Origin of the sequence: Parazoarcus communis (assembly GCF_003111665.1) — a bacterium.
In the GTDB taxonomy this organism is placed as follows: Bacteria; Pseudomonadota; Gammaproteobacteria; order Burkholderiales; family Rhodocyclaceae; genus Parazoarcus; species Parazoarcus communis_B.
Genome location: NZ_CP022188.1, coordinates 3709600 through 3732918, shown reverse-complemented (window position 1 = coordinate 3732918; position 23319 = coordinate 3709600). Strand labels below are relative to the sequence as shown.

General features: G+C 61.6%; 22 protein-coding genes and 4 tRNA genes. 10 read left to right on the top strand and 16 right to left on the bottom strand.

The features are described from left to right. Positions 1-163: 163 nt before the first annotated feature. The 8 genes from CEW87_RS17070 to minE all read left to right on the top strand — a co-directional run bounded on the left by CEW87_RS17070 (position 164) and on the right by minE (position 9398). Positions 164-2851: a GNAT family N-acetyltransferase gene (locus CEW87_RS17070; protein WP_108974906.1), complete on the top strand. Its 2688-nt coding sequence runs from the start codon at positions 164-166 to the stop codon at positions 2849-2851. Positions 2852-2856: 5 nt separating this feature from the next. Continuing rightward, on the top strand, positions 2857-3702 hold the full coding sequence (locus tag CEW87_RS17065) for a D-hexose-6-phosphate mutarotase (protein ID WP_108974904.1): 846 nt from the start codon (positions 2857-2859) through the stop codon (positions 3700-3702). A 106-nt stretch (positions 3703-3808) separates the two neighbouring features. Next, positions 3809-6148 carry a Tex family protein gene (locus tag CEW87_RS17060; RefSeq protein WP_108977314.1) on the top strand — a complete coding sequence of 780 codons (2340 nt, stop codon included), beginning with the start codon at positions 3809-3811 and terminating at the stop codon, positions 6146-6148. Positions 6149-6178: 30 nt separating this feature from the next. After that, the gene (locus CEW87_RS17055; protein ID WP_108974902.1) at positions 6179-6556 is read left to right on the top strand and encodes an ArsC family reductase; all 378 of its coding nucleotides are present in this window, start codon (positions 6179-6181) and stop codon (positions 6554-6556) included. Then, a complete protein-coding gene (locus CEW87_RS17050; protein WP_108948229.1) occupies positions 6553-7413 on the top strand; it encodes an Hsp33 family molecular chaperone HslO in 861 nt (286 codons plus the stop codon). Before CEW87_RS17055 ends, CEW87_RS17050 begins: the two co-directional genes overlap by 4 nt. Positions 7414-7505: 92 nt before the next feature. Further along, on the top strand, positions 7506-8294 hold the full coding sequence (minC, locus tag CEW87_RS17045) for a septum site-determining protein MinC (protein WP_108974900.1): 789 nt from the start codon (positions 7506-7508) through the stop codon (positions 8292-8294). A gap of 29 nt (positions 8295-8323) precedes the next feature. Then, on the top strand, positions 8324-9136 hold the full coding sequence (minD, locus tag CEW87_RS17040; protein ID WP_108974898.1) for a septum site-determining protein MinD: 813 nt from the start codon (positions 8324-8326) through the stop codon (positions 9134-9136). A gap of 1 nt (position 9137) precedes the next feature. After that, the gene (gene minE / locus CEW87_RS17035) at positions 9138-9398 is read left to right on the top strand and encodes a cell division topological specificity factor MinE (RefSeq protein ID WP_108948226.1); all 261 of its coding nucleotides are present in this window, start codon (positions 9138-9140) and stop codon (positions 9396-9398) included. 59 nt (positions 9399-9457) lie between these two features. Here the strand turns inward: minE and CEW87_RS17030 are convergent. Next, positions 9458-9542, bottom strand: a tRNA-Leu gene (locus CEW87_RS17030). Between the two features lie 105 nt (positions 9543-9647). Here CEW87_RS17030 and CEW87_RS17025 point away from each other — a divergent pair. Both CEW87_RS17025 and CEW87_RS17020 read left to right on the top strand, forming a co-directional pair. Further along, complete coding sequence (locus CEW87_RS17025) at positions 9648-10664, top strand: DnaJ C-terminal domain-containing protein (protein WP_108974896.1); 1017 nt, start codon at positions 9648-9650, stop codon at positions 10662-10664. A 110-nt stretch (positions 10665-10774) separates the two neighbouring features. Then, positions 10775-11215, top strand: a complete 441-nt coding sequence (locus tag CEW87_RS17020; protein WP_108974894.1) for a DUF1178 family protein — start codon at positions 10775-10777, stop codon at positions 11213-11215. Positions 11216-11470: 255 nt separating this feature from the next. Here CEW87_RS17020 and CEW87_RS17015 read toward each other — a convergent pair whose 3' ends face one another. From CEW87_RS17015 to lepA, 15 genes are all read right to left on the bottom strand, one after another. Beyond that, complete coding sequence (locus CEW87_RS17015) at positions 11471-12649, bottom strand: alkaline phosphatase family protein (RefSeq protein ID WP_108974892.1); 1179 nt, start codon at positions 12647-12649, stop codon at positions 11471-11473. Positions 12650-12711: 62 nt separating this feature from the next. Beyond that, positions 12712-12787, bottom strand: a tRNA-Gly gene (locus tag CEW87_RS17010). 18 nt (positions 12788-12805) lie between these two features. Further along, positions 12806-12879, bottom strand: a tRNA-Cys gene (locus CEW87_RS17005). A gap of 64 nt (positions 12880-12943) precedes the next feature. Continuing rightward, positions 12944-13019: transfer RNA gene (locus tag CEW87_RS17000), tRNA-Gly, on the bottom strand. 62 nt (positions 13020-13081) lie between these two features. Then, positions 13082-13657 carry a CDP-diacylglycerol--glycerol-3-phosphate 3-phosphatidyltransferase gene (gene pgsA / locus CEW87_RS16995; protein WP_108974890.1) on the bottom strand — a complete coding sequence of 192 codons (576 nt, stop codon included), beginning with the start codon at positions 13655-13657 and terminating at the stop codon, positions 13082-13084. Positions 13658-13683: 26 nt separating this feature from the next. Further along, positions 13684-15501 (bottom strand): excinuclease ABC subunit UvrC, encoded by a 1818-nt coding sequence (gene uvrC, locus CEW87_RS16990; RefSeq protein ID WP_108974888.1) that lies wholly within the window; start codon positions 15499-15501, stop codon positions 13684-13686. 169 nt (positions 15502-15670) lie between these two features. After that, positions 15671-16789, bottom strand: a complete 1119-nt coding sequence (gene nagZ / locus CEW87_RS16985) for a beta-N-acetylhexosaminidase (protein ID WP_108974886.1) — start codon at positions 16787-16789, stop codon at positions 15671-15673. Next, positions 16786-17163: a holo-ACP synthase gene (gene acpS, locus CEW87_RS16980; protein ID WP_108977312.1), complete on the bottom strand. Its 378-nt coding sequence runs from the start codon at positions 17161-17163 to the stop codon at positions 16786-16788. Before acpS ends, nagZ begins: the two co-directional genes overlap by 4 nt. 10 nt (positions 17164-17173) lie before the next feature. After that, complete coding sequence (locus tag CEW87_RS16975) at positions 17174-17938, bottom strand: pyridoxine 5'-phosphate synthase (RefSeq protein ID WP_108974884.1); 765 nt, start codon at positions 17936-17938, stop codon at positions 17174-17176. Further along, a complete protein-coding gene (gene recO / locus CEW87_RS16970; protein WP_108974882.1) occupies positions 17935-18678 on the bottom strand; it encodes a DNA repair protein RecO in 744 nt (247 codons plus the stop codon). Before recO ends, CEW87_RS16975 begins: the two co-directional genes overlap by 4 nt. 12 nt (positions 18679-18690) lie before the next feature. Next, complete coding sequence (gene era, locus CEW87_RS16965; protein WP_108974880.1) at positions 18691-19611, bottom strand: GTPase Era; 921 nt, start codon at positions 19609-19611, stop codon at positions 18691-18693. Then, positions 19608-20285, bottom strand: a complete 678-nt coding sequence (rnc, locus tag CEW87_RS16960; protein WP_108974878.1) for a ribonuclease III — start codon at positions 20283-20285, stop codon at positions 19608-19610. Before rnc ends, era begins: the two co-directional genes overlap by 4 nt. Then, complete coding sequence (locus CEW87_RS16955) at positions 20285-20647, bottom strand: DUF4845 domain-containing protein (protein ID WP_108974876.1); 363 nt, start codon at positions 20645-20647, stop codon at positions 20285-20287. Before CEW87_RS16955 ends, rnc begins: the two co-directional genes overlap by 1 nt. Before the next feature lie 17 nt (positions 20648-20664). After that, a complete protein-coding gene (gene lepB, locus CEW87_RS16950; RefSeq protein ID WP_108974874.1) occupies positions 20665-21453 on the bottom strand; it encodes a signal peptidase I in 789 nt (262 codons plus the stop codon). A 47-nt stretch (positions 21454-21500) separates the two neighbouring features. Beyond that, entirely contained in the window at positions 21501-23297 is a 1797-nt protein-coding gene (gene lepA / locus CEW87_RS16945) for a translation elongation factor 4 (protein ID WP_108974872.1), read from the bottom strand. Between the last annotated feature and the right edge of the window lie 22 nt (positions 23298-23319).

The window sequence follows — 23319 nt, the reverse complement described above, 5'->3', positions numbered from 1 at the left end:
GTGCCGCGCGGCAAAGGCGGATCCTTTTCGCGATTTAGGGAAATCCCTAGTCAGGCTTATTGTGCACTGCAGTATAATTTGCTCATTATCGACGACCCGCTATGGTCAACTGACCTTGAAGGCTTGAGCCGGCGGCGTCGTACCCTTACAGGGCAGCCCTTCCATGAATGAAAAACACTATCTTTCCCCGCTTCTCGAGCCCCGCTCGGTAGCCATTATCGGTGCCAGCGAGCGCGAAAACTCGCTTGGCAGCGTACTCATGCGCAACATGATCGATGCGGGTTACAAGGGGCGGCTGTTCGCGGTCAATCCAAAGCATGAGAAGGTATTCGACCTCATCTGCTACAAATCCGTCGAAGATGTCCCACAACGGCTCGACCTGGCTGTCGTAGCCGTTCGCGCCGAGAAAGTCGCGGCCATCATCGACAGTTGCGGCCGTGCCGGGGTGAAGGCAGCCGTCGTACTGTCGTCCGGATTCTCCGAAGCAGGCCCCCGTGGCGCCCTTTACGAACGTCACGTCGTCGAAGCGGCGCGCCGGCACAAAATTCGTCTGCTAGGGCCAAACTGCCTTGGCATCATCCGGCCCGACCTCGGCCTCAACGCCACTTTTGCCCATGCGACGGCCAGCAAGGGCAGCATTGGCCTGATTTCACAGTCGGGTGCGCTGTGCGCCGCCATTCTTGACTGGGCAAAACCGAACAACGTGGGCTTTTCAGCCGTGGTGTCGCTCGGTACCTCGAGCGATATCGATTTCGGCGAGGTTCTCGAGTTCATGATCTCGGACCCGCGTACCGAGAGCATCTTCCTGTACGTTGAAGGTATTCGCGATGCGCGCCGCTTCATGAGCGCGCTTCGAGGCGCAGCGCGTGTGAAGCCGGTACTGCTGATCAAGGCCGGCCGTCACCCGGACGTTTCGCGCGCCATTCTGTCGCATTCGGGCGCCCCGATAGGCGACGACGCAGTATTTGACGCGGCACTTCGTCGTGCCGGCGTGATTCGCCTGTACAACCTTGGCCAGCTCTTTGCCGCCGCCAATGCGCTGTTCTCCCATTTCCGGCCGCGTGGCAACCGCCTCGCAATCATTACCAACGGCGGCGGACCGGGTGTGATGGCTGCCGACCGGGCAATGGATATCGGCATTCCGCTGAGCGAGTTCTCCGACAGTACGATGGAGAAACTCAATACCATCCTGCCTGCAGGCTGGTCACGCGGCAATCCGATCGACATTCTGGGCGATGCTGACCCCGATCGCTACAGCAAGACCCTGCAGGCGGTCATCGACGGCCCCAACGTGGACGGCGTGCTGGTAATGCTGACTCCGCAGGCCATGACCAATCCGAGCGAGGTTGCCAGGACCGTCATCGAGATCGAAAAAACCGCAGACAAGCCGGTCGTGACCTGCTGGATGGGCGAGGAGCTGGTGGCAGAATCGCGCCGCATGTTCATCGAGGCGGGCATTCCGACTTTCCGCACGCCGGAGCCGGCAGTAGAGCTGGTTGGCCACATTTCGTCCTACTACCGCAACCAGAAGCTGCTGATGCAGGTGCCGGCCTCGCTGTCCCACCTGTCGCCGCCGTCGGTCGAAAGCGCCCGCCTGGTCATCGAAACCGCACTCAGCGAGCGTCGCAAGACCCTCAACGAAATGGAATCCAAGGCCTTGCTGGCTGCATTCCGGATTCCGATTGCGCAGACCGTGGTGGCACGTTCGGCAACCGAAGCCATGGTGCTGGCAGAAGAAATTGGTCTGCCGGTGGTGATGAAGATCGACTCCGCATCGGTGATCCACAAGTCCGATGTCGGCGGAGTGCGGCTCAACCTCACAAGCCTCGCCGTCGTGCGTTCGGCCTACCAGGAAATTCTCGAAGCGGTAAAGAAGAGCCAGCCCGACGCCATCATCAACGGTGTCTCGATCGAGCCCATGATCCAGAAGCGCAATGGTCGCGAACTGGTGATCGGTGTCCGGCGCGATCCGGTGTTCGGCCCGGTCATCACCTTCGGTGAAGGTGGCAACCAGGTGGAAGCCAACCGCGATATCGCGGTGGCCTTGCCGCCGCTCAACGGCTTCCTAGTGCGCGACATGATCCGCTCCACCCGGATTGCTGTCCGCCTCGGCGAGTTCCGCAATCTCCCCGCCATCGACATGGATGCGCTGGAACTGGTGCTGTTGCGCGTGTCGGAAATGGTCTGCGAGTTGCCGTGGATCACTGGTATGGACATCAACCCGCTGATCGTCGACGAAAATGGCGCAGTTGCGGTCGATGCCCGCATCGTTGTGGACAACGTGTCGCCCACGGCCGATCGCTACGACCATATGGCGATTCACCCCTATCCGTCGCACCTCATCAGCAAGTGGACGGTGCCGGACGGCACGGTCGTGACCATTCGTCCGATCAAGCCCGAAGATGCCGACCTCGAAGTGGAGTTCGTGCGCAATCTGTCGCAGGAAACCAAGTACTACCGCTTCATGAACACGATGCGCGAACTGCCGCCAGCAATGGTGGCGCGACTGACGCAGATCGATTACGACCGCGAAATGGCCTTTCTCGCCACGATGGACGTCGATGGCGTGGAAAAGGAGATCGGCGTGTGTCGCTATGCAGTCAATCCGGACAGCGAATCCTGTGAGTTCGCCGTTGTCGTGGCAGACGACTGGCAGCATCGCGGACTTGCACGCAAGCTCATGGGCGTCTTGATCGAAACCGCACGTAACCGCGGGCTGCTCTACATCAACGGCGTTTTTCTCTCCAACAATGACCGCATGCTCAAGTTTGTGGCCAAGCTCGGCTTCATCCTCACCAACGACCCGGAAGACAACACGGTCAAGGTGGGCGTCCTGCCCCTGCAGGACTGAACCGGATGAATGCAACGATAGAACAGGTGGAGTTTCAGGGTCTTGCGGCCTTGGCAATGGACGTTTCGGGTGCGCGCGTCGTGGTCAGCCTGCTGGGTGGGCAGGTGCTGTCATGGACGCCTCGCGGCGGCAAGGAGTGGCTCTACCTCAGCGAACAGGCGGTATTTGACGGCAGCGCGCCGATTCGCGGTGGGGTGCCGGTCTGCTTCCCGCAGTTTGCCGACCAGGGCGAGTTACCCAAGCACGGGTTTGTGCGTACGAAGGTCTGGACCGTCGCCGAGCAGCGCACCGGCGAGGGTTTCGCCATTGCGGTGCTGCGTATCGTAGACGATGAAGAGACGCGCGCCATCTGGCCGCACGCCTTTGCCCTCGAACTGACGGTGGCCGTGGAAGACAACCGCCTCGACCTTGAACTCTCGGTCGAAAACACGGGCGACGAAGCATTTTCGTTTACCGGCGCCCTGCATACCTATCTTCGCGTCAGCGAAGTGGAGGAAATCGCGCTTGAGGGGCTCTACGGTTTCAGCTATCGCGATACCGCCGCGGGCAACGTCGTCCGTCGCGAAAGCGGTGAGCGGATCATGGTCGATGGCGAAGTCGATCGCATCTACTGCAAGGTGACCCGTCCGCTCCTCGTTCGCGACCACCGCCGCAGCCTCGGCGTCAATACCGAAGGCTTTCCGGATGTTGTCATCTGGAATCCATGGGAAACACGCTGTGCCGCACTTGCCGACATGCCCGACAGCGGTTTTCGCCGCATGTTATGCACCGAGGCGGCTGTTGCCGATCAGGCGGTCGAGCTTCCGCCGCACCAGCAGTGGTGGGGCAGGCAAACGCTGGTCGCGCTCTGAGGGCAAGGGGCGATTGTCGTCGCCCCCTTGTCCCGCAGCGGCGCTTGCTGCACCATCGCGCCCTTCATGAGAACCATTGCGCCGTGCTCGCCACGGTGACCCTGCCATGCTCCCCCCCATCGAACACCGTATTGCCGATGAACTCGGCGTTCCCGCCAGACAGGTCTTCTCTGCCGTGAAACTGCTTGATGAAGGCGCGACCGTGCCCTTCATCTCGCGCTACCGCAAGGAAGTCACCGGCGGCCTGGACGACACCCAGTTGCGATTGCTGGAAGAGCGGCTGGGGTATTTGCGCGAACTCGAAGACCGCCGATCCACCGTCATCGCGTCGGTCGACGAACAAGGCAAACTCACCCCCGCACTGCGCGCCGAGCTCGAAAACGCCGATACCAAGCAACGCCTGGAAGATCTCTACCTTCCCTTCAAGCCGAAGCGCCGCACCAAGGCCCAGATTGCGCGCGAAGCCGGCATTGCGCCGCTCGCCGAGGCGCTGCTTGCCGACCCGGCACTTACGCCTGAGGTCGAGGCGGCCCGCTATCTGAACCCGGACGCCGGTTTCGAGGATGCAAAGTCCGTACTGGACGGTGCGCGCCAGATCCTGATGGAGCAGTTCGCCGAGGACGCGACGCTGCTGGGCGAACTGCGCAACTATCTGCACGATTACGGACTCGTCCGCTCCAGCGTGATTGAGGGCAAGGAAACCGAAGGTGCGAAGTTTCGCGACTGGTTCGACTTTCAGGAGCCGATCGCAAACATGCCCTCGCACCGGGCGCTCGCGCTGCTGCGCGGCCGCAATGAGGGCGTGCTTCGCCTCGGTCTGGATGTCGAGCGCCCCGATCCCGATGCGCCTCACCCCTGCGAAGGCCGCATCGCGGTGCGCTTCGGCATCCGCAATCAGGGCCGGCCGGCGGATCGCTGGCTTGCGGACACGGTACGCTGGACGTGGAGCGTGAAGGTGTCGCTCCATCTCGAACTCGAACTGATGAGCGAGCTGCGCGAACGCGCCGAAGAGGAAGCAACCCGCGTCTTTGCCCGCAACCTCAAGGATCTCCTGCTCGCCGCACCGGCCGGCAGCCGGACCACGATGGGGCTCGACCCCGGCATCCGTACCGGGGTGAAGGTCGCCGTTGTCGATGCGACCGGCAAGCTGGTCGATACCGCGACCATCTACCCCTTCGAGCCGCGTCGTGACCGCGAGTCCTCGCTCGCTGCCCTTGCGATGCTGGCAAAGAAGCACGCGGTCGAACTGATCGCCATCGGCAACGGCACCGCCTCACGCGAGACCGACGCGCTGGCGGCGGAACTGATGCAGCGCCACCCCGAGTTCAAGCTCACCAGGGTCATGGTCTCCGAGGCTGGCGCGTCGGTGTATTCGGCGTCGGAACTGGCCGCACGCGAGTTTCCCGATGTCGATGTCAGCCTGCGTGGTGCGGTGTCGATCGCGCGTCGCCTGCAGGATCCGCTGGCCGAACTGGTGAAGATCGATCCGAAGTCGATCGGGGTTGGTCAATATCAGCACGACCTCAACCAGGGCAAGCTCGCCAAGAGCCTGGACGCCGTCGTCGAAGACTGCGTGAACGCCGTCGGGGTAGACGTCAACACCGCATCGGCCCCGCTGCTGGCCCGGATCTCCGGTCTCAACGCGACGCTTGCGGGCAATATCGTTGAGTATCGTGACGCCAACGGCCCCTTCCGCAGTCGCAGCGCACTGAAGGACGTGCCGCGACTCGGCCCCAAGACCTTCGAGCAGGCCGCCGGATTTCTGCGCATCCAGACCGGTGACAATCCACTCGATGCGTCCTCGGTGCACCCGGAAGCCTACCCGGTGGTCGAGCGCATTCTGGCGCGCGTCCAGAAAAGCGTTCGCGAGCTGATGGGCAACGGCAGCATGCTGAAGAGCCTCAAACCGGCCGACTTCACCGACGACCGCTTTGGCCTTCCGACCGTACAGGACATTCTTGCCGAGCTCGAGAAACCCGGCCGCGATCCGCGCCCCGAGTTCCGCACAGCCACCTTCCGTGATGGCATCGAAACGCTGAAGGATCTGCAGCCCGGCATGCTGCTCGAAGGCGTGGTGACCAACGTCACGAACTTTGGCGCTTTCGTCGATATCGGCGTGCATCAGGACGGACTAGTGCACATCTCGGCGCTGTCGAACACCTTCGTCAAGGACCCACACTCGGTGGTCAAGGCGGGTCAGGTGGTGAAAGTGAAGGTGCTCGAGGTCGATGTTGTCCGCAAGCGGATCGCGCTGACCATGCGCCTGGCCGACGAAGTTCAGCCACCGCGCGGCGATGCTGGCAGCGGTCGGCCCGAGCGCCCGCAGGGGCCCCGCGGCAACCCGCAGCGCCAGGCGCGCCCGCAGGAAGCACGCCCCAAGCAAGCTGAGCGCAGCGCCGGCAACAATGCGTTTGCCGACGCCTTTGCACGCGCCCGCAAGAAGTGAGCGGATCCTGACCGCGTTGGAGAGCACGAAATGGACAAGCTAACGGTGATCTACGGTATCAAGAACTGCGACACCATGAAGAAGAGCATCGCCTGGCTCACGGAGCGCGGCGCAGCATATCGCTTTCATGACTATCGCAAGGACGGGATCACGTCCGGCAAGCTGCATGACTGGAGCAAGGCGCTGGGCTGGAAGACGCTGATCAACACCCGCGGCACGACCTGGCGCAAGCTGTCGCCCGAGCAGCAGGCGATCGACACCCAGAGCGCTGCAGTGCAGTTGATGCTGGAGAACCCGAGCCTGATCAAGCGGCCCGTGGTCGAAACGGCATCCGGTCACCTGCTGGTGGGGTTCGACCCCCAACTCTTTGCAAGCTTCATCAAACCCTCAGAGTCTGAAGATCAATGAGCACCCTGCCCTCAAGCTACGTACAGCGTTTTCTGCTGGAAAAACTCGACATCCGCGGTGCGGTCGTCCGCCTTGACGACGTCTGGAAAGCCATGCAGGTCGGGCGTCACTATCCGGCGCCTGTCAGCCGCCTGCTCGGCGAGATGAGTGCGGTATCGGCCATCATCACCGGCAACCTCAAGCAAACCGGACGGCTGACGTTTCAGGTGCAGGGGCATGGTCCGCTCAGGCTGCTCGTGGTCGATTGCAACGCCGAAATGAACCTGCGCGGTTACGCGAAATCGGAAGGCGAAATTACCGGCGATACGCTTGGCGAGATTGTCGGCGATGGTCGCCTGCAACTGTCGCTCGACATCCAGGGCATGGACCAGCCCTATCAGAGTCTGGTGCCGCTGGAAGGCGACAGCATCGCGAGCGTGTTCTCCCATTACCTCGAACAGTCCGAGCAACAGCCTGCGGGTCTCTGGCTGGCCTGCGATCCCTCGGCCAGCGCCGCGCTGTTCGTGCAGCGCCTGCCCGGCGCAGATGCAAAGGACGAGGATGGCTGGTCGCGCATCATGCAGCTTGCGCAGACCGTACGCCCCGACGAACTGCTCACCCTGTCGCCGGAAGTGCTGCTTGGCCGCCTTTTTGCCGAAGAAGACGTAAGAATCTACCCGCCGCGGGCTGTTACCCATATCTGGCCCCCCGAGCCGGAAAAGATCGCAACCATGCTGCAGGGGCTCGGCGAGGCCGAAGTGCGCGCGGTACTTGCCGAACAGGGCGAGGTGCTGGTCCATGACGAACTGTCGAATCACACCTACCGGTTTGATGAAGACGACATCGATACGCTGTTTCAGCCCCCCACCCTGCACTGAAACGCGGCCGGCGTGACACGGATGCCCGTCACATTCTTGCCGTATTCACCGACCCTCAGTAAACTCGCGCGATTAAACGGTAAACTCTGCACATGACCACGTCCGCGCCCAACCGCTCCATCGAGTTTCGAAATACGACACTCGGCGCAACCATTGCCGTCCTGCGCGATACCGAACCCGTCGGGCTGGCCGACTCGCTGCACAAGATGCTCGGTGGCATGCCGGACTTCTTCAATGGCGAAGCCACCATTCTCGACTTCTCCGGCATTACCAAGGCGCCCGGACGTGTGGATTGGGCCGGACTGCTGTCCCTGCTCCGGCGCTATCAGCTGCAACCGATCGGCGTACGCAACCTGCCCGCAGAGCTGTCGGCTGCTGCACGTCAGGCCGGACTGGCCATACTCGACAACCTCGAGCTGCGCGAGCGCCCGGCAAGCGATACACCCCGCACGCCGCCGCCAGCCCCCGCCCCAAAAGCGGAGGCCCCGCCGCAACCTGCGCCCGCAGCCCCTTCTGTCCCGATGTCCCTTCCCAATACGCTGTTCGTCGAGCGTCCGCTGCGCTCCGGTCAGCAGGTGTATGCGCGTGGTGGCGACCTGGTATTGCTGGCAGGCATGAGTAACGGCGCCGAGGTCATCGCCGACGGCAGCATTCACTGCTTCGGCCCGCTGCGCGGCCGTGCGCTGGCTGGTGCGCAGGGAAACAGCAAGGCGCGCATCATTGCAACCAATTTCGGTCCGGAGCTGGTTTCCATCGCCGGCGTTTATCGCACCTTCGAAAAAGGCATCCCTGAGGCAATTGCCGGGCGTGGTGCCATGGTACGACTGAACGACGCTGGGAATGCACAGACCATAGAAATCGAACCGCAGCAGCTCGACTGACGCGGCATACATACATTCAAGGGGAAAACGTGAAAGTCATCGTCATTACTTCTGGCAAGGGCGGCGTAGGTAAAACCACCACCAGCGCTGCATTCTCGTCAGGACTGGCCCTGCGCGGCTTCAAGACGGCCGTGATCGACTTCGACGTCGGTCTGCGCAACCTCGACCTCATCATGGGGTGCGAGCGCCGTGTCGTGTATGACCTCGTGAACGTGGTCAATGGCGAGGCCAAGCTGAACCAGGCACTGATCAAGGATCGCCACTGCGAGAACCTCTTCATCCTTCCCGCTTCCCAGACGCGCGACAAGGATGCGCTGACGGAAGAAGGTGTCGAGAAAGTGCTGCATGATCTTGAGCACATGGGCTTCGACTATGTGGTCTGCGATTCGCCTGCCGGTATCGAGCGTGGTGCCGTGATGGCCCTCACCTTTGCCGACGAAGCAATCGTCACAACCAACCCCGAAGTCTCCTCGGTTCGCGACTCGGACCGCATCCTCGGCATCCTGCAGTCGAAGTCGAAGCGTGCCCGTGAAGGAGGCGAGCCGGTCAAGGAGCACCTGCTGGTCACGCGTTACTCTGCCAAGCGCGTCGAAGACGGCGAAATGCTGTCGTACAAGGATGTGCAGGAGTTGCTGCGCGTGCCGCTGATTGGCGTCATTCCCGAGTCGGAGTCCGTGCTTCACGCTTCCAACCAGGGCACACCCGCCATTCACCTCAAGGGTTCGGACGTTGCCGAAGCCTATTCCGATGTGGTCGCGCGCTTCCTCGGTGAAGACCGTGAGCTGCGTTTCGTAAACTACGAAAAACCGGGGCTGATGAAGCGCCTTTTCGGAGGCAAGTGATATGTCTCTGCTCGCCCGCCTGTTTGGCGAAAAGAAGAAAACAGCCGAGATTGCAAAGAACCGGCTGTCACTGCTGATTGCTCACGAGCGCAACGGCGGACCCGCGCAACCCGACTTCATGCCCGCCCTCCAGCGAGAGCTGATCGAGGTGATCTCGAAGTACGTTTCGGTCAATCCGGACGACATCAAGGTTCAACTCGAAAAGCAGGACAACTACGAGGTGCTGGAAGTCAATATCGTTCTGCCCGAGGCGGGCCGCTGACACGCGCGGCTCGTGGGCGGGTGCGCCTAGGCGCGGTGTTCGCGACATGAAGTCTCGTCTGGTGCCCGGAACGGGACTTGAACCCGTAAGCCATGCGGCGGCAGATTTTAAGTCTGCTGTGTATACCAATTTCACCATCCGGGCGAGCCGCAGATTTTCGCATAGTCGCGTCATGCTGCACAGTCCTGTTCGCGGGGAATACAGCAACACGGACCACTTGCAGATGACGTTGAGTCGCACGGGCATGCAATGCTGAAAGACGTTGCTGCCCACGACGTGCTCGGCGTGGCAGCCGATGCTGACCCAGCCAGCATCAAGAAAGCCTTTCGCCGCCTTGCGATGCGATGGCATCCCGACCGCAATTCCGCCCCCGAAGCGCTTGAGGCCTTCAAGCGTCTGCGCGCCGCTTATGTGCAGATGATGGGGCTTCACGAGGGAGATGGCGAAGGCGACGCGCCTGCCACTGACGCTGAAACACCCCCCTCAAGTGACTCGAAGGCGCGTGCAGCCGATCATTTCCAGGACCTCGAACTGTGTATTGAAGAGGTCTTCAATGGCGGAGAGAAGTCCGTCTGGATCGAGTCACAGGCTTCGTGCGAAGCGTGTGACGGCAGCGGTGTGGTGGAACTGTCACATAGCCGCCTGTGCACGGGCTGTCACGGCTCGGGCCGAATTCGCTCGGGCTCGGGCCTTGTGGCGTGCGCCGACTGCGATGGCCGGGGTTATTCCAAGCGCGCCACCTGCACCGAGTGCGACGGCTCGGGCCGGCAGGGCGCGCGCCGGACGCTCTCGGTGCGCATCCCGCGCGGCATGCTGCAGGGTGAAGAGCTGCGCCTCGAGGGCAAGGGCGAAGCACCGGACGATGCCGGCATCCTGCCTGGCGATCTTCGCTTGCGGGTGCGGATCGAGCCGCACCCCCTGTTTGTTCTCGAGGGGCGCGATGTGGTCCTTACGCGCCCGGTCAGCGCCTTCCGGCTCCTGGCCGGCGGCACTCTCGCCATTCCTGCGCCCGGGGGCGGCAAGCTTCAGGTCGAGCTGGCGCCCGGCACGACTGAAGCACGAGAAATCAGGCTGGAAGGTTCGGGGGTGCCGGGGCGAGGCAAGAGACCTGCAGGCGCACTCCGCGTGATTCTTGTGCCGCACTTCCCCGATGACCCGAGCCCTGAACTGCTTGCGCTATTTGGCGCGCTGGCTGCAAAGGTGGAGGCTGATCTCGCACACAATGTGCCATCATTGAACGCATGGGAGCACAAGTGGCTGCGATGACGAAAGTGCGCCGCGCCATCATCGCCCCATTCCTGCCGCAGTAGATTCAGCCGCCTTCCGGGGCGCACGGCGAACGCCTCACTTATCAGCACACCCAGAAAGATTTCAACGTGATTGTTATCGACCTATGCTGCGCCCAGGAACACCGCTTCGAAGGCTGGTTTGCCTCGGCATCAGCTTTTGACACCCAACGCGAGCAAAAGCTGGTTTCCTGCCCGATATGTGCCAGCAGCGACGTCCGCCGGCTGCCCAGCGCCCCATACGTGCAGACCAGAGGCACATCGACGCCTCCCGCGCCAAGTGCAGCGGCCAGGCAGCCGGCGCCACAGTCTGGGGGCGAGCTGGCTGCGACGTTTGCTGCTTCAATACGGCAGCTTGCGCGCGAAGCAGAGGATGTCGGTAACCGTTTTCCCGAGGAGGCGCGCCGTATTCATCGCGGAGATGCCGAGGCACGGAGCATCCGCGGCGCAGCCTCCGGTGACGAGATGGGTGAGCTGCTCGATGAAGGGATTATTGTGCTGCCAGTTCCGCCAGATGAGGATCTGCACTAAAACTTGCAGCGACCTCGGCACATTCGTCCACAACAAAACACAGCGGCCCACCGACACCCGTAAGCGGCCCCCAGTCGGCCTCCAGTTGCCATAGCGCCCTCTCCAGCCAGCCCGCATCGCGATCGCTGTCATGATTCGTGATCAGCCTGGGTTTCCTTGCCGCTTTCTCAGCCATATGCGCCTCCTGATTCAGGCAGCAGGATAGAAATACCTCATGACCGCGCAATGAAGAACGTTTGACACGGTGGTGACAGATCAGGGTTGCACGTGCACCAGCGGCACCCACATCTCGTCCGCGCTCAGCCCCCCATGGACCCCTGTCATCCTGTGCAGTCGCTCACCCGGCATGCGGTCAGTGAGCGTCCACCCCGCTTCCATCAGCAGGACATGCGTGCCACACCGTTCTGCCAGTCGTGGATTGACTGGACCGGGACCAAAGAAGCCCGCGTCGATCAATCGTCCCGAAGGCTGGACAACCGCCCTGCCCCGCAACTGCACGCGCGCCAGCGCTTCAAAATCCGATTCAGCACCTTGTCGCACGCGGCAGAACACCACCCGCCGTTCGCCAAACAGGGGTGAATCGAGCATGGCCTCGAGCTTCGGTGTCTTGCTCAGGTGGAGGTGCCTGCGATCCGGTGCGTCGATGAACCCGTGGTCAGCGGTCAGAATCACGCTGGCCCCGCGCCCTGAAAGTCCGTTCAGGAGTTGATCGAAGTAGCGGTCGATACGCGCGAACTCCGAGATCGCCTTCGGCGAGTGAGCCCCATAGTGATGACACACTGCATCGAAACGCGGGTAATAGGCGTGAATGAACCGTCTCGCACTTCCCGGCTGCAATGCAGCCTCGACGATAGCAGGCACGAATGCGTCCGGATACGCATAGCCCCGGAGCTCGGCCCCGCGACCATGACGACACGAGAATGGTGACCAGGCGATGTCCTGCGGCGAGATCATCGTCGCTGCTACCTTGCTGTACTGGAACATTCCGTCGTACGGAAAGAGACGCGGAGTCAGCGCCAGGCTTTGCAGAGCCCCTGCGCCGCGACGGTAGAGTGGCAAGGGGGCGATGACACCGCCAAAGCGGCGATCATGCATGAACCAGCCGGTCAGCCCATGCCGCGCAGGCGAAAGGCCCGTGAGGAGCGTCGTGACCGCGCTTGCGGTGGTACTCGGAAAAACGGAGGTCAGCCGCCGCTGACGGTAACGCAGAATCGTGCTGCCCTGTCCGTGGCGCTGGAGAAAGGCGTCGCCTAGGCCATCGATGACCATGAGGATGACCGGCCCGCCGCCTTCCAGTTGAAGTCCGGATGCGTGCGGCGGAGGCGCCGCATGGCGCAGCCAGCCGTTGATGTCGCGCGCCAGTCCGAAGATCCCGCCATTACCGAAATCAGGGAGTACGGCACCACGTGGCAACTGAAAGGGTGGATGCAGCATCGGCCAGATCTCCAAATGCAAAAAACCGGACAAGTGTGAATCACTTGTCCGGTTCTGCATACTGGAGCGGCAGAAGAGTCTCGAACTCTCGACCTATACCTTGGCAAGGTATCGCTCTACCAACTGAGCTACTGCCGCTCTAAAACCTTTACAGCCTGGAGGCGCGAGCCGGAGTCGAACCGACCTACACGGATTTGCAATCCGGTGCATAACCGCTTTGCTATCGCGCCTTTAATCCTTGGTCGGCAACCTTTCGGCGCCACGAGTATGGATAAATCCACACTCAAAATTCTTTGGAGCGGCAGAAGAGTCTCGAACTCTCGACCTATACCTTGGCAAGGTATCGCTCTACCAACTGAGCTACTGCCGCTCTCGAAAGACCGCCATTATAGACGGCTTTTAAACTGTGTCAACCTTTTATTTAAAAATCTCTTAGCGATCCATATGCCGCGCCAACCTCGGCATGGCTCGACGAAGGTAATACCCCATCGACCAGAGCGTAAGAGCCGCCGCCACGTAGATCAGGATACTGCCCACGAAGCGGACGTCAATCGACGACAGGGGCGCATTGTATAGCAGCAAGGGAATGGCTGTCATCTGTGCAGCTGTTTTCAGTTTGCCGATGTAGGCGACCGCAACACTCGCGGACTCGCCAACCCGCGCCATCCATTCGCGCAGGGCCGAGATCGTGATTTCGCGTCCGATGATGATGACGGCGATGATCGCGTCGACCCTCGCAAGCTGGACCAGGAGGATGAGCGCAGCTGCCACCATCAGCTTGTCCGCAACGGGGTCGAGAAAGGCACCAAAGGCGGAGGTCTGCCGAAGAACCCGCGCGAGATAGCCATCGAACCAGTCGGTCACTGCTGCGAGGACGAAGACCGCGGTACCAAAAAAGTTCTTCTGCGCAGGGCTCACCCATGCGTCGGGCAGGTAAAACACGCCGACGAAAAGCGGAATCATGGCGATGCGGGCCCAGGTCAGGGCGTTGGGTATATTGAGAGGCATGCGGCGCGGCGTATTCGCCCTTATTGTCAGTGCAGGGCCGAGTATATCTGTTCGGCAAGCGCGCGGCTGATGCCATCCGCCCGGCACAGGTCCTCGACGGTTGCATTGCGCACACCGTCCAGCCCGCCAAAGGCCGCAAGGAGGTTGCGTCGACGGGCAGGACCGACGCCGGGGATGTCATCCAGCTTGGATCCGATCCGTGCTTTTCCGCGGCGCGCACGGTGACCTGTGATGGCGAAGCGGTGCGCTTCGTCGCGAATTTCGATGATGAGATGGAGGGCCGATGATGCGCCACCGAGTGCAAGCCCCTCGCGGCCATCGGGAAAGATCAGGGTCTCGAGTCCGGCTTTGCGCCCTTCCCCCTTGGCCACCCCGACCATCGATACCGATTCGAGCCCGACTTCAGCGAGGATGGCTGCCGCGGCACTGACCTGCCCCTTGCCGCCGTCGATCAGGATCAGGTCGGGGCAGACCCCCTCGCCTGCTGCAACCTTGCCGTAACGGCGCTCCAGCACCTGGCGCATGGCTGCGAAATCGTCACCCGGGGTAATCCCTTCGATGTTGTAGCGTCGATACTCGGAGCGTTTCATTGCGCCTGCCTCGCACACCACGCACGAAGCGACGGTAGCTTCGCCCATGGTGTGGCTGATGTCGAAGCACTCGATGCGGTGCGGCGCCTCGGCGAGATCGAGTGCGTCGCGCAAGGCATCGAGTCGCTGCTCGATGCGTCCGGCGTCCCGCGCGCGCCCCTGAATGGCGAGATGGGCATTCTTTTCCGCCATCTCCATCCAGGCCTTCTCGGCGGCATATCGGGGTGACACCACGCCCTGTGGCCGCTCGCTGATCTCGGCGAGCGTTTCCTTCACACTCTGGGGATCCAGGTTGACCAGGATCCGCGCGGGAATGGGGTGCTCGGCATAGTGCTGTTCGACAAACGCGAGCAGACCGTCGAGCGCACCGGAGACCGTCGCGCCGGACGGAAACTGCGGCCGATCCCCGAGATGCCGACCTCCCCGGATCATCGCGATATTGATGCAGGTCAGACCGTCTTCCTCCACCGCGGCAAGGATGTCGACGTCCTCGTCCTTGCGGCTGTCGACGAACTGCCTGTGAAGAACCGCCTGAAGCACCCTGACCTGATCCCGGCAGGCCGCAGCCTCTTCAAAGGCGAGCCGGTCCGACGCTGCATGCATGCGCCCGGTCAGGTCGTCGATCACTTCGCTCGCCTGGCCGTCGAGAAACCGGCTCGCGAGTCTGACATCTGTAGCGTAGTCGGCGCTGTCGATCAGGCCGACGCAGGGGCCGGTACAGCGTTTTATCTGATTGAGCAGACAGGGGCGCGAGCGGTTCTGGAACACCGAGTTCTCGCAGGTTCGAAGCTGAAAGGTTTTCTGCAGCAGATGGATGCTCTCGCGCACCGCGTAGGCGTTCGGGAACGGTCCGAAATATCGTGCCCCCTTGGTGAATGCCCCGCGATGGTATGCAAGGCGCGGAAACGCGTCGCCGGACAATTCGATATAGGGATAGGTCTTGTCGTCACGAAAAAGGATGTTGTAACGCGGTGCGAGACTCTTTATGAGGTTGTTCTCGAGGATGAGCGCTTCGGCCTCGGAGCGGGTGGAGGTCACATCGACGCGCACGATCTGCGCCACCATCATTGCAATGCGAGGGCTCGACAGCGTGCGCTGGAAGTAGCTTGAGACGCGGCGCTTGAGGTTCTTGGCCTTGCCGACATACAACACCTTGTCGTCGGCGCCGATCATCCGATAAACGCCGGGTTCCTCCGTCAGGTTGCGGAGGAAGGACTTGGCATCGAAGCCTGCGGGCTCATCTGTGTGGCTCATGTGCGCTACGCGTTCAGTTTGGTTGTGCTGCGGCATGAAAGCCGTCCGTCGGTGTCCGGCACTGCTGCAGGCGCAGGATTGCCCCCATAAGACCACAGTCCCGAACAAGCTGTGTCAGGCAGGCACGACGCAGCGAACTGTGTCACATCCGGCTCCACAGGCTGAGACCTCAGGACTTTGTCTTGTCACCAATGGTTGACGCCGCCATGGAGGCACCCGTCGCCACGTCGGCCGGGAGCGAAAGCACCTGCGTTCGCGCAGCCAGATAGGGGCCGTGCACCTCCAGCGCAAACGGGTCTGTCGGCCTGGACGTGCGAAGCCTTGCAGGCGCCAGCGCCGCGATGCGGGCGAGGCTCTCCGGGTTGGGCACCGGCGCCCAGCGATCCAGCAGATCGGCCGCAAGGTCCGGGCGATTGCACACCAGAATCATGTCGCATCCAGCCTCGTAGGCTGCCTTGGCGCGACCAAGAATGTCACCGGCGACCTTTGCGCCTTCCATGTTCAGATCGTCGCTGAAGACCACGCCGTCGAACCCAATGCGCTTGCGCAATACATCCTGCAACCAGAACCCAGAAAAACCGGCTGGTGCGGGGTCGGCTCTGGGATAGATGACGTGCGCAGGCATCACACCGGCCAGCTGGCGTCCGAGTCGGTGGCGATAGGGCGCAATATCCTCCGCCCATACTGCTTCGAATTCGCGATCATCAAGCGGAATATCATGGTGCGAGTCGGCCTCGACGAAGCCGTGCCCCGGAAAATGCTTGCCGACACACGCCATGCCCGCCTCCGCCATTCCGGCCGAAAGCGCCTGGGCCAGCGTCGCGACGACCTGCGGATCGCGGTGAAAGGCACGATTGCCGATCGCGCGGCTAACGCCGTAGTCGAGATCCAGCACCGGGGTGAAGCTCAGATCGACTCCATGCGCGAGCAACTCCGCCGCGAGGACATGGCCGGTCGCACGTGCCGCATCGAGCGCGGCAAGGTGATCGTGATCCCACATCTGTCCAAGCGTGCGCATTGCGGGCAGGCGGGTGAATCCATCGGTACGAAAACGCTGCACCCGTCCGCCTTCATGATCGACCGCAATCACAAGCGCAGGGTCCCTCAAACCATGGATCTCGGCCGTCAGTGCAACGAGTTGTTCGGATCCGGAGAAGTTGCGTGCGAACAGGATGACCCCGCCGACCAGCGGATCGCACAGGCGCTCGCGCTCGTCGTCGTCGAGTTCCGTGGCGGCAACGTCGAGCATGACCGGACCGCGTGGCAGCTTGAGGGGAACAGTATTCATGGCTTCTCGATGACCGCAAACGCAACGACGTAATCGTTTTCGTCAGAAAGACTGAGGTGAGCATGCAGGCCGCGTTCGCTCATGTACGCTTCCAGACGCGGGTCGAATGAAAGCAGCGGTTTGCCGAGCTCGTCATGCGCGACCGCGACGGCGTGCAATGTGGCCGGCACCGCAACGCCGGTGCCAAGGGCCTTGCCGAACGCCTCCTTGGCGGCGAAACGTTTGGCCAACATCCGGGCAGGGTCCTGGCTCGCGCGCCAGGCATCACGTTCGGACTCGGCGAGAATTCGCAGTGCAAAGCGCTCGCCGTGACGCTCAAGCGCCTCCCGCAGACGTTCGACGCGGACGATATCGGTCCCTACCCCGTGGATCATTGGCTCGGTATCACGTCCGATGAGCGGCATGAGCCGCGGCTTCGCGGATCAGACGCTTCATTTCGGCAACGGCAGCCCGCAGACCAATGAACACGGAACGGCTGACAATTGCATGACCGATGTGAAGCTCGCGCACACCGGCAAGGCGGGCGATCGGCTCGACGTTGTAATAGTTCAAGGCGTGGCCTGCATTGAAGCGCATGCCTAATCCGCACGCCGCCTCGCCCGCACGCCGTACCTTCTCGAGTTCGAGCAGTACCGCCGGGCTTTCGGAATCGCGGCCGGCATCATGAAAGGCGTGCGCATATGGCCCGGTGTGGATCTCGCACACGCGCGCACCGATCCGCGCTGCGGCTTCGATCTGCGGCAACTCTGCATCGATGAAGACGCTGGTCACGATTCCGGCATCAGCAAGCCGACCGACAACGTCCTTGAGTCGCGCTTCCTGTGCCAGCACGTCGAGTCCGCCCTCGGTGGTGACTTCGTGCCGGCCTTCAGGTACCAGCATCGCCATCTCTGGCTTCAAGCCGCAGGCGATGTCCACCATTTCGTCGGTTGCGCCCATCTCAAGGTTGAGCTTTACCTGCGTGAGTTCGCGCAAGCGGCGCACGTCACTGTCGTTGATGTGGCGCCGGTCCTCGCGCAGATGCACGGTAATCCCGTCGGCTCCACCCAGATGCGCTTCGACCGCGGCCCATACCGGGTCGGGCTCCCAGGTGCGACGCGCCTGCCGCAACGTGGCGACGTGGTCTATGTTGACGCCCAGTTCGATCACAGTTCCTGCAACTCCTTCAGTACCCGGCGCGACTGTAATTGTTGCCCGCCGAGGTAGTGGTTTATCAGCGCACGCAACAGCCGCTTTGACTGGATCAGTGTTTCGGTGCGAGAAAAATCGTCTGCTGCCATGTCGAGCAGGGTCTGCCCGCTGACGGGCAGATCGTCCTCGCCGAATGCCTCGATCTCATCCGCGTTGGCTGCCAGATCGATGGCAACAGGGCCTCGTTCGATTATATAGCGGTAGCGCCCGGAGGGCCGGATCGCCCCGTCCTCGGCGGAATCGAGCGCAATGCCGTAGCCGAGTTCCTGCAGCAGCGTGAGCTCGAAACGACGAAAAATGGGCGGGAGGCTTTCGTTGCGGCCAAGCGCAGTGACGGCGGTTTCGTAAGCCTCGAACAGCGCAGGGTGCGGATCTTCCCGCGCCGTGAGGCGGAGCATGAGTTCATTGAGGTAGTAGCCGCACAGCAAGGCACGCCCGGTCAGGAGCGGCTGCCCGCCACGCCACTCAGCACGGATCAGCGTCTTCACTTCCCCCCCGCCCGACCAGTCCATGAGCAGGGGTTGAAACGCCATCAGGACGCCCCGGAGGGCAGACATCGGCCGCCGTGCGCCCTTTGCCGCAAGCGCTGCGCGGCCATGTTCGAGCGAAAACACTTCGACGATCAGGCTGGTTTCACGCCAGGGTAGCGTGTGCAACACCCATGCCGGCTGCTGCTCGATACGTTGCTTCAGCGCCACGTCGACGCGTGCTCACTCGTACCCGAGGCTCTTCAGCGCACGTTCGTCGTCGGCCCAGCCACTCTTGACCTTGACCCACACCTCGAGAAACACCTTGCCGTCGAACAGCTTCTCGAGTTCGACACGAGCTTCAGACGAAATGCGCTTGAGCTTTTCGCCGCCCTTGCCGATCACGATGCCCTTGTGCCCTGCCCTGTCCACAATGACCGCCGCATGGATACGGCGCAGTCGCCCCTCGGTTTCAAACTTTTCGATCTCCACCGCAATGCCGTAAGGCAGCTCGTCGCCAAGCAAGCGGAACAGCTTCTCACGCAGGAACTCGGCCGCAAGGAAGCGTTCGCTGCGATCGGTGATCTCGTCTTCCTCGTACATGGCGATGCCTTCGGGCAGCAGCGGCGTTGCCGCGCTGATGAGGGTGTCGCAGTTGTTGCCGCGCTCGGCCGACAACGGCACGATCTCGACGAAGTCGCGCAGCCCGCGCACGCTTTCGATGAACGGAAGCAGGCGCGCCTTCTCCTTGAGCTGGTCGACCTTGTTGATGACCAGCACCACCTTCGCGCCTTCCGGAATCACTTCGAGCACACGCTTGTCGTCATCGCCCATGCGCCCGGCTTCAACCACGAAGAACACCAGATCGACATCGGAGAGCACCTGCGACACCGTGCGATTCATCGAGCGGTTAAGTGCATTGCGGTGCTGCGTCTGGAAGCCCGGCGTGTCGACAAAGATGAACTGCGCGTCCTTGTTTGTCAGGATGCCCGTCACGCGGTGGCGCGTAGTCTGCGCCTTGCTCGACACGATGCTGATCTTCTGCCCGATCAGACGGTTGAGCAAGGTCGATTTACCGACGTTGGGCCGACCGACAATGGCGACGAAGCCAGCACGAAAGTCTGGTTTGTCGATGGGTTCGTCCTTGTCCGGCGTTGTATTCATTTCTTCCTCAATTTTGTCAGTGCGAGCTGGGCCGACTGCTGCTCCGCAGCACGGCGGCTGGTACCGCGACCGACCGTACGCACGGCAAGCTTCGGCACCTCGCACGACACTTCAAACTCTTGCGCATGTGCTTCGCCGAGTACCTGCACCATGGTGTAGGTGGGCAAAGCAATCTTTCGGCCCTGTAGCCACTCCTGAAGCGCCGTCTTCGGATCCTTCGACGGTGCCGCCGGATTCACTTCTGCAAGCAGTGGCACGTACAAGCGGTCGATCACGGCCTTGGCCGCTTCGAAACCGGCATCCAGAAACACCGCCGCGATAATGGCTTCGACCGCATCCGCAAGGATGGATGGACGCCGGAAGCCGCCTGACTTGAGCTCACCTTCGCCCAGCCGCAAACAGTCGCCGAGCTGCAGGTCCACCGCCAGACGATGAAGCGCCTCCTGTCGAACCAGCGAAGCGCGAACCCGAGACAGCTCCCCTTCCTTGAGGTCGGGAAAACGCTCGAAAAGCGCAATCGAAGTCACGCAATTGAGTACGCTGTCACCCAAAAATTCGAGGCGCTCATTGTTTAGCTGTCCAAAACTGCGATGTGTCAGTGCCTGCTGCAGCAACTCCGGATCAGAAAAAACGTGGCCGAGTTTGCGTTGCAGCCTTTCATTGAACTCCGACATCAGCTACCGGCGCTCGAAACCTGGAAGTCGAACAGAAGACTGACATTGCCGGCCACGGGCACCTTGCGCGAATACTCAGCTTCGACAACGACCTTGCCCGCAAGTTTGCTGATTGTCAGATCGGTGCCGGTAACGGAGGACACGTCGTCGATCTGACCACGGCGGTCAAAACTGCGGCGCATTTCAGTGAGGGTCGCGCCACCGTCCCCTTCTTCGGCAACGAGTTTCACGATGCGCTCGACCGCCATGTATTCGTTGATTGCAGGAACCGTGCGAAAGGCGATCAGCAGTACGAAAGCGAGCAGGCCGCCGACAATCATCACGCTGATCAGGCTGAGGCCGCGCTGGCGAGATTGAGTCATGACTACATTCCCCGTCATCAGTGGAAGCGACCGATTCGCTTCATGTCATTGAAGTTGAACCAGATGAAAAAGGCGCGCCCGACAATGTTCTCGTCCGGCACAAACCCCCAGACACGGCTGTCACTGCTGGCATCGCGGTTGTCGCCCATGACGAAGTAATGCCCTTGGGGCACAGTGCAGGTCACGCCGCTGCTAGTATATGTACAGTTGTCCCGGTTGGGGTAATTCAGCACCTGGGGTACAAAGGCTGGGGCTTCGCGCTCGAGCAACACGTTGTGCTCGATACTTCCAAGCTTCTCGACATATTGTGGCGAGTAGTAGAGACGGTCCGGATGGAGGTAGCTGCCCGCCTCGTCGGTCTGCACTGCCTCACCGTTGATGCGCAGGCGCTTGTTGATGTACTCGACCTTGTCGCCCGGCAAACCGACAACGCGCTTGATGTAGTCCATCGAAGGGTCGGCCGGATAGCGGAAGACCATGACATCACCACGTTCAGGATCGTTAATGTCGATGACCTTCTTGTTGATCACCGGAAGGCGGATGCCATAGGTGAACTTGTTCACCAGAATGAAATCGCCCACGAGCAGGGTCGGAATCATCGAGCCGGACGGAATCTTGAACGGCTCGACGATGAACGAGCGCAGCCCGAAGACGATCACGATCACCGGGAAGAAGCTCGCACCGTACTCGACCCACCACGGAGACGGGGCACCCGCTGCGCGCTGCTTGCGTGCATGGAATCGATCGAAGGCCCACAACACACCTGTGGCAACGAGCAATAGAAAAAGGATCAAAGCAAAATTCACGCAGACTCCAGTCAGTTACGACGCCGCTGAGACGCCTGGTTGCAGGTTTACTTGCCTTCGTCCGTACGCAGCACGGCAAGGAAGGCTTCCTGCGGAATCTCGACGTTTCCGACCTGCTTCATGCGCTTTTTGCCTTCCTTCTGTTTCTCGAGCAGCTTCTTCTTCCGCGAAATGTCGCCGCCATAACACTTGGCCAGCACGTTCTTGCGCAAAGCCTTGATCGTCTCGCGCGCGATGATGTTCGCACCGATCGCGGCCTGAATCGCGACATCGAACATCTGGCGCGGAATAAGGCCACGCAGCTTGGCTGCCAACTCGCGGCCACGGAACGCCGCGTTGACCCGGTGAACGATCACCGAAAGTGCATCGACCTTCTCGCCACCGACCATCAGGTCGAGCTTGACCAGATCGGCCGTGATGTACTCCTTGAACTCGTAGTCGAGCGACGCATAGCCACGTGAAACCGACTTGAGCTTGTCAAAGAAGTCCATCACCACTTCGTTCATCGGCATGTCGTAGATCAGCTGCACCTGGCGTCCGTGATATCGCATGTCCACCTGCGAGCCACGCTTCTGGTTGCACAGGGTGATGACCGGACCGACGTAATCCTGCGGGAGGAAAATCGTTGCAGTGATGATCGGTTCGCGAATCTCCTGGAACTTGCCCGGTTCGGGCAGCTTCGACGGGTTCGAGACCTGGATGACCTCGCCGCTGTTGAGCACGACCTCATAGATCACCGTCGGTGCAGTGGTGATGAGGTCCATGTCGAATTCGCGCTCGAGACGCTCCTGCACGATATCCATGTGCAGCAAACCGAGGAATCCGCAGCGGAAGCCGAAGCCCAGCGCCTGCGACACTTCGGGCTCGAATTGCAGCGACGCGTCATTGAGGCGGAGCTTTTCCAGCGAATCACGCAACTGGTCGTACTCGCTCGACTCAACCGGGTACAGACCGGCAAACACCTGCGGCTTGATTTCCTTGAAGCCCGGCAGAGGCGCGGCGGCCGGCTTGCTCGCGAGAGTGACGGTATCACCGACCTTTGCGGCCTCGAGCTCCTTGATGCCTGCAATGATGAAACCCACTTCGCCAGCAGCCAGGTGATCACGGCTGACCGACTTCGGCGTAAACACGCCGACCTGCTCGCAGGGATACTGCGCGCCGTTCGACATCAGCAGAATCTTGTCCTTGGGCCGGAGTATGCCGTCGACTACACGCACAAGCATCACGACGCCGACGTAGTTATCGAACCACGAGTCGATGATGAGCGCCTTCAAGGCCCCGTCGGGATTACCACGCGGCGCCGGCACCCTCGCCACGACGGCCTCGAGCACTTCCTCGATGCCGATACCGGTTTTTGCCGAGCACAGGATCGCCTCGGCGGCATCGACACCGATGACGTCCTCGATTTCCTGACGGGCGTTCTCCGGGTTCGCTGCGGGCAGGTCGATCTTGTTCAGGACCGGCACGACTTCAACGTTCTGGTCGAGCGCGGTGTAGCAGTTGGCGACCGTCTGCGCCTCAACCCCCTGCGATGCGTCGACCACCAGCAGGGCGCCCTCGCACGCGGCCAGCGAACGGCTCACTTCGTACGAAAAGTCCACATGGCCCGGGGTGTCGATCAGGTTTAGGTTGTAGACCTTCCCGTCTTTCGCCTTGTAGTGCAGCGCAGCAGTCTGCGCCTTGATGGTGATGCCGCGCTCGCGCTCGATATCCATCGAGTCGAGCACCTGCGCCTCCATCTCGCGGTCGGAGAGCCCGCCGCAGAAGTGAATGAGTCGATCGGCCAGCGTGGACTTGCCGTGATCGATATGAGCAATGATGGAGAAGTTTCTGATATGTTGCATGCGCACGCAAAAAGGGTGCCTT

Excerpts from the sequence above, each read along its gene's own strand:
- CEW87_RS17060 (WP_108977314.1), top strand. The coding sequence starts at position 3,809 with ATGCTCCCCCCCATCGAACACCGTATTGCCGATGAACTCGGCGTTCCC.
- CEW87_RS17065 (WP_108974904.1), top strand. The coding sequence starts at position 2,857 with ATGAATGCAACGATAGAACAGGTGGAGTTTCAGGGTCTTGCGGCCTTG.
- CEW87_RS17025 (WP_108974896.1), top strand. The coding sequence starts at position 9,648 with ATGCTGAAAGACGTTGCTGCCCACGACGTGCTCGGCGTGGCAGCCGAT.
- era (WP_108974880.1), bottom strand. The coding sequence starts at position 19,611 with ATGAATACAACGCCGGACAAGGACGAACCCATCGACAAACCAGACTTT.
- rnc (WP_108974878.1), bottom strand. The coding sequence starts at position 20,285 with ATGTCGGAGTTCAATGAAAGGCTGCAACGCAAACTCGGCCACGTTTTT.
- minC (WP_108974900.1), top strand. The coding sequence starts at position 7,506 with ATGACCACGTCCGCGCCCAACCGCTCCATCGAGTTTCGAAATACGACA.
- CEW87_RS17055 (WP_108974902.1), top strand. The coding sequence starts at position 6,179 with ATGGACAAGCTAACGGTGATCTACGGTATCAAGAACTGCGACACCATG.
- minE (WP_108948226.1), top strand. The coding sequence starts at position 9,138 with ATGTCTCTGCTCGCCCGCCTGTTTGGCGAAAAGAAGAAAACAGCCGAG.
- pgsA (WP_108974890.1), bottom strand. The coding sequence starts at position 13,657 with ATGCCTCTCAATATACCCAACGCCCTGACCTGGGCCCGCATCGCCATG.
- CEW87_RS17050 (WP_108948229.1), top strand. The coding sequence starts at position 6,553 with ATGAGCACCCTGCCCTCAAGCTACGTACAGCGTTTTCTGCTGGAAAAA.
- CEW87_RS17015 (WP_108974892.1), bottom strand. The coding sequence starts at position 12,649 with ATGCTGCATCCACCCTTTCAGTTGCCACGTGGTGCCGTACTCCCTGAT.
- CEW87_RS16955 (WP_108974876.1), bottom strand. The coding sequence starts at position 20,647 with ATGACTCAATCTCGCCAGCGCGGCCTCAGCCTGATCAGCGTGATGATT.
- lepA (WP_108974872.1), bottom strand. The coding sequence starts at position 23,297 with ATGCAACATATCAGAAACTTCTCCATCATTGCTCATATCGATCACGGC.
- nagZ (WP_108974886.1), bottom strand. The coding sequence starts at position 16,789 with ATGAATACTGTTCCCCTCAAGCTGCCACGCGGTCCGGTCATGCTCGAC.
- uvrC (WP_108974888.1), bottom strand. The coding sequence starts at position 15,501 with ATGAGCCACACAGATGAGCCCGCAGGCTTCGATGCCAAGTCCTTCCTC.
- acpS (WP_108977312.1), bottom strand. The coding sequence starts at position 17,163 with ATGATCCACGGGGTAGGGACCGATATCGTCCGCGTCGAACGTCTGCGG.
- CEW87_RS17070 (WP_108974906.1), top strand. The coding sequence starts at position 164 with ATGAATGAAAAACACTATCTTTCCCCGCTTCTCGAGCCCCGCTCGGTA.